Origin of the sequence: Phytoactinopolyspora endophytica (assembly GCF_004138495.1) — a bacterium.
Lineage (GTDB): Bacteria > Actinomycetota > Actinomycetes > Jiangellales > Jiangellaceae > Phytoactinopolyspora > Phytoactinopolyspora endophytica.
The window spans coordinates 66062-70987 of the sequence record NZ_ML142874.1; the positions used below are offsets into that span (position 1 = coordinate 66062).

The following is a 4926-nucleotide window of genomic DNA, read 5'->3' on the forward strand; positions in this document are numbered from 1 at the left end:
TGTCCGTGTCACGTTCCTTGGTTGGCCGTTCATCGCCGCAGCGCCGCGCCGGACAGACCGGCGGCCCGTGCCCTTTCTACCGCCGGGCCGATCGCCTCTGCCACCGCATCGACGTCCGGCCGCGTCGTCGTACGCCCCATGGAGAAGCGCAACGAGCCTCGCGCGACGTCCTCGTCGATGCCCATCGCCAGCAGCACATGCGACGGCCGTGACACGCCGACCGAACACGCGCTCCCGGTCGAGCAGTGAATCCCGGCGGCGTCCAGCAGCAGCAACAACGAGTCGCCCTCGCAGCCGGGGAACGAGAAATGCGCGATGCCCGGCAGCGACGCCGCCGGGTCGCCGTTGGGCACGGCCTCCGGCACGGCGGCGCGCACCCCGTCGACCAATGCGTCACGCAGTCGGCGCAGCTGTGCGGCGTGGCCGGCGATGTCGCGGGTAGCGGCCTCGACCGCCGTCGCGAACCCGGCGAACGACGGCGCGTCCAGCGTGCCGGAGCGGACGTCCCGTTCCTGACCGCCTCCATGCTGGACCGGCGTCAGCTCGATCTCACGACGGACCAACAGCGCGCCGACGCCGATGGGGCCACCGAGCTTATGCCCGGAGACAGTCACGGTATCCAGGCCGCACGAGGAGAAGTCGACGGGGAGCTGGCCCACCGCCTGCACCGCATCGGAGTGGACGGGAATCCCGTGCTCATGGGCCACCGCCGCGATCTCACCTACCGGCTGCAAGGTACCGACTTCGTTGTTCGCCCACATCACGGTCACCAGTGCGACCGACCCGGGGTCACGGCTGATCGACTCACGCAGCGCGTCGACCTGAAGCCGGCCCGTCCGGTCTACCGGTAGCCATTCGACGTCGGCGCCCTGGGCGTCACCGAGCCACTGCACGGTGTCCATCACCGCGTGATGTTCCACCGCGGAGGCCAGAATCCGCACCCGCCGCGGATCAGCGGCACGGCGAGACCAGTACAGGCCCTTCACCGCCAGGTTGTCGGCTTCGGTCCCGCCTGAGGTGAACACGACCTCACTCGGCCGGGCGCCCAACGAGGCCGCCACTGTCTCCCGGGACTCCTCGACGAGCTTCCGAGCCTGCCGACCAGCCGCGTGCAGCGACGACGGGTTGCCGAGGATAGCCATCGCCTCCGCGACGACCTCGATCACCTCGGGAAGGATGGGGCTCGTCGCAGCGTGGTCCAGGTACGTTCGCCGCTCCGACATATCTCAGCCAGGATACCGCGCCGGCCGCATGACTCGATCTCACTTGACCGATGTCTCGCTTGGGAGCCAGCGCCACCTCTAGAGTTCGCGCGGAATGGGACGAACGGATCACCAGGCTCAAGCCCAATCGGGCCACAGACCGACAGAACTCAAGGCACCCACGCAACCCGCCGCCTGGAGATCCGTTCGTCCCATTCCGCCGAGCATTTGTGGGTGCACGCTCGCTCAGCCCTTGCGTTTCTCGATCTCCTCGGTCGCCTGGCGCAGGACTGTGTGCAGATCGCCCACCACGCCGAAGTCGGCCATGGAGAAGATCGGCGCCTCGGCGTCCTTGTTGACTACGACGATCGTCTTGGACGTCTGCATGCCCGCTCGGTGCTGAATGGCTCCCGAGATCCCGGCCGCGATGTACAGCTGTGGAGACACCGTCTTGCCGGTCTGGCCCACCTGGTGAGAGTGCGGGTACCAGCCCGAATCGACCGCCGCCCGGGAGGCTCCCACCGCGCCGCCGAGGGCATCCGCCAGTGCCTCGACCGGCCCGAACTCGCCGCCGGTGCCTCTGCCGCCGGAGACCACGATCGCCGCCTCCGTCAACTCCGGGCGCCCGGTAGCCGCACGCGCCGTACGCGCCACGACCTTGGCACGCTTCGCCGCATCGGAGATCGTCACCGCCACCTTCTCCTCGACCGGAGTGGTCTCCGCCGGCTCCGGCGTGACGGCGTTCGGCTTGACGGTGATGATCGCAGTGCCCTGTGTCACCCGGGCGTTCACGGTGTATCCGCCGGCGAACACCGACTGGGTGGTCGTCAGGTCACTGTCCACGTCCACGGCATCGGTGATGACGCCGGACTCCAGCTTCACCGCCAGCCGGCCGGCGATCTCCTTGCCATCCGGGTTCGACGTCACCAGCACGGCCGAAGGTTGCGCCGTGGAGGCGATCTGCGCCAGCACCTCGGCATGCGGCGCCACCAGGTAGTCGTCGAACTCGGGGCTCTCCGCGACGTACACCTTGACGGCACCGAATCGGGCGAGCGTGTCCCGCGCAGCCTCGTATCCGGAGCCGAGGAAGACCGCCGCTGGTTCACCGATCCGCCGTGCAATGGTCAGCAGCTCGGTCGTCGTCTTGCGTACCGCGCCGTCCACATGGTCGACGAGGACGAGGATCTCAGCCATGTCTCTACTCTCCCTCGAGCGCTTCAGATGAACTTCTGGCCGGCAAGGTACTCGGCGACCTTGACTCCGCCGTCGCCTTCGTCGGTGACGATCTCGCCCTGAGTGCGCTCCGGGCGCGCCGTCACGGCCTCGACCACAGACCAGGCCGCCGAGAGCCCGACTGAGCCGGCGTCAACGCCGAGGTCCGCAAGCGACCAGGTCTCGACCGGCTTCTTCTTCGCTGCCATGATCCCCTTGAACGACGGGTAGCGAGGTTCATTGATCTGGTCGGTGACGGAGACGACAGCCGGGAGCGATGCCTCGACGGTCTCGGTGACATCGGCATCCCGGCGCGCGCTGACCTTTCCATCGGCGAAGCCGAGCTCACCGACGAAGCCGATGTGGGCAAACCCGAGACGCTCGGCGAGCATGGCCGGCACCACGCTCATGCCACCGTCGGTAGAGGCCATACCGGTCAGGACCAGATTGACGTCGCCCAGCTTGCTGATGGCCGCGGCTAGGACCTTGGAGGTCGCGACAGCGTCCGAGCCATGCAACGCATCGTCCACCACGTGCACACCCGAAGCCGCACCCATCTGGAGCGAACGTTTGATCGCGTCCAGTGCCCCATCGGGACCCATGGTCACGGCGATCACGTCCGCTTCGCCGGAGTCGGAGAGCTTCAGCGCCTCTTCAACCGCATATTCGTCGAGCTCGGACAGGATGCCGTCCACTCCGGCCCGGTCAGTCGTGTGATCTGACTCGTTGAATCCCCGGTCCGCCGCGGCATCCGGTACGTGCTTCACTAGAACGACGATTTTCATGGCCGACAGACAACCTCCTCAGCTTGCCTTGAAAAGCCTTGAGGACGCGCGGCGCAGGGCGTCGCCGTCTCATACGAACGCCCCGATCGTACCTGTTGTTACTGACGAGTAACAAGTTGTGTGCGATTTTTCACCTGAGATGTCGCGGCCCTAGGTCTTGGCCGCCGTCGGCTCCGGCGTGGGGGCATGAGGAGTTTCCGGCACCTCCTCGCCGCCATTCGCTCCCTCGGCGCTGCCACCGAAACGACCTCCGAGACGGTCACGCAGCCACGCCGCGAAGGATCGATAGGTCACATCCCTGATGAAGATGGCGTCGGCGGCGAGCATCGCCAGGGAGAACCAGGGCAGCGCCATCGACACCGCGATCCCTACGTGCATGAAGAACACCGCGATCAGCGCCACTACCCGTGTCCCCCGCCGCATCAGGAGCAACGGGAAGAACACTTGCACGAAGACCGTGACGTAGCTGGCTATCGTCACCAGGATGGCGCTGGAGTACACCAGCTCGTTCAGCGCCGGCCAAGCTTCGTACTGGTCGATCCGTAGCGGGTAGTAGAGCCCCACGCCCTCCTGCCACATTGAGCCCTGGACCTTGGACATGCCCGAGACCACGTAGACGACGAACACCTGGCCCGCGATGCCGAGCAACGCGACGTTGTGGAACAGCACACCCGGCCAGGACGGCCAGGTCCGCCTGCTCCCAGCGTTGAGCTCGGATCCTTCCCGTGCGCCACGGACATCGCGACGAGCACGGCGCCGGGCATCCATGGACCAGTGCATCGAGGTATCGGCAAGGCAGAAGAACAGTAACGAGATGCGGACGAGGTTGTCACCGGCATCGGTCGCCAACGGGTTCAGCCGCATCAGGCTCGCCAGCATCAACAACAGCACAGGTGTGACGAAACGACTCCGCCACCCGAGCGTGAACAAGACCGTCACGACGCCAAGCACCAGGTACTTCACCGTGAAGACTGCGGGCGAGTCACTTTCAGCGAAGACAGCCGTGAACGGGAACCCCCAATGGTCAACCGTGAGCCACGGGTCCAGCCATCGAGCGCCCGGACCCCACACGTAGTGCCGATCCACGAAGTTCACGACGAGCGAGCCCAGAATCGCGATGCCCAGGCTGATCCGCATGACCGACAGGCCATACGCCGCACGTTTACGGGCGAACAACCAACGCTCGCCCTCGTCCAACAGCCGGAAGACCGTCATCTCAGCCGCTCCACAGTCCGGGTGAAGGACTCATCGTCCTGGCCCTCGTTCACCAATACCGGGCGCCAGCCAAAGTCGCGGTAGGTGCGGGAAGGGTCGTCTGGTTCGGGCTCCAACCGGTCATCCCAACGTGGCACCGGCGTCCGCCTGAGCTGGAACTGGACCGCCACGATGTCGCCGCCCCAGGTCGCACGCGCCACTTGAGTCGCATACCCAGTCGCCACTCGGTCCGCCCGAACCATCGTGGCCACGGTCGATGACGTCTCGCCACCCTGCGCCTCGATGAGATCGTCGGCGATTGGTTTCCACACCGACATCTCCTCGTAGTCCTCCGCCACGATGTCCTGTTGCGTTCCGCTCAGGTCATTCCATGCCGAGTTGAGCCGCCTGTGGAGGTTGGATGAGAGCCGGCTTGCTCTGGCAGGGAACGGATTGTGCTCGACGAGACTCCACTCACCTTCAGTCGCGGAGATCCACTCCGTCGTCCTCTCGTCGCCCGTCGAAGGGTCGAC

Annotated in this window: 5 protein-coding genes; all 5 read right to left on the reverse strand. The window is 66.3% G+C overall.

The genetic code is table 11. The features are described 5' to 3' along the window. Nucleotides 1–29 precede the first annotated feature (29 nt). Nucleotides 30–1223: a cysteine desulfurase family protein gene (locus ELR45_RS31790; protein WP_129669856.1), complete on the reverse strand. Its 1194-nt coding sequence runs from the start codon at nt 1221–1223 to the stop codon at nt 30–32. Between the two features lie 225 nt (nt 1224–1448). Next, the gene (locus ELR45_RS31795) at nt 1449–2396 is read right to left on the reverse strand and encodes an electron transfer flavoprotein subunit alpha/FixB family protein (RefSeq protein WP_129669857.1); all 948 of its coding nucleotides are present in this window, start codon (nt 2394–2396) and stop codon (nt 1449–1451) included. 23 nt (nt 2397–2419) lie between these two features. Continuing rightward, nucleotides 2420–3199, reverse strand: coding sequence for an electron transfer flavoprotein subunit beta/FixA family protein (locus ELR45_RS31800; RefSeq protein ID WP_129669858.1), 780 nt, complete (start codon nt 3197–3199; stop codon nt 2420–2422). A gap of 150 nt (nt 3200–3349) precedes the next feature. Then, nucleotides 3350–4414, reverse strand: coding sequence for an HTTM domain-containing protein (locus ELR45_RS31805; protein ID WP_129669859.1), 1065 nt, complete (start codon nt 4412–4414; stop codon nt 3350–3352). Beyond that, nucleotides 4411–4926 (reverse strand): DUF5819 family protein (locus tag ELR45_RS39920; RefSeq protein WP_205857670.1); only part of this gene is annotated, 516 nt, incomplete at its 5' end. The genes ELR45_RS39920 and ELR45_RS31805, both read right to left, overlap by 4 nt.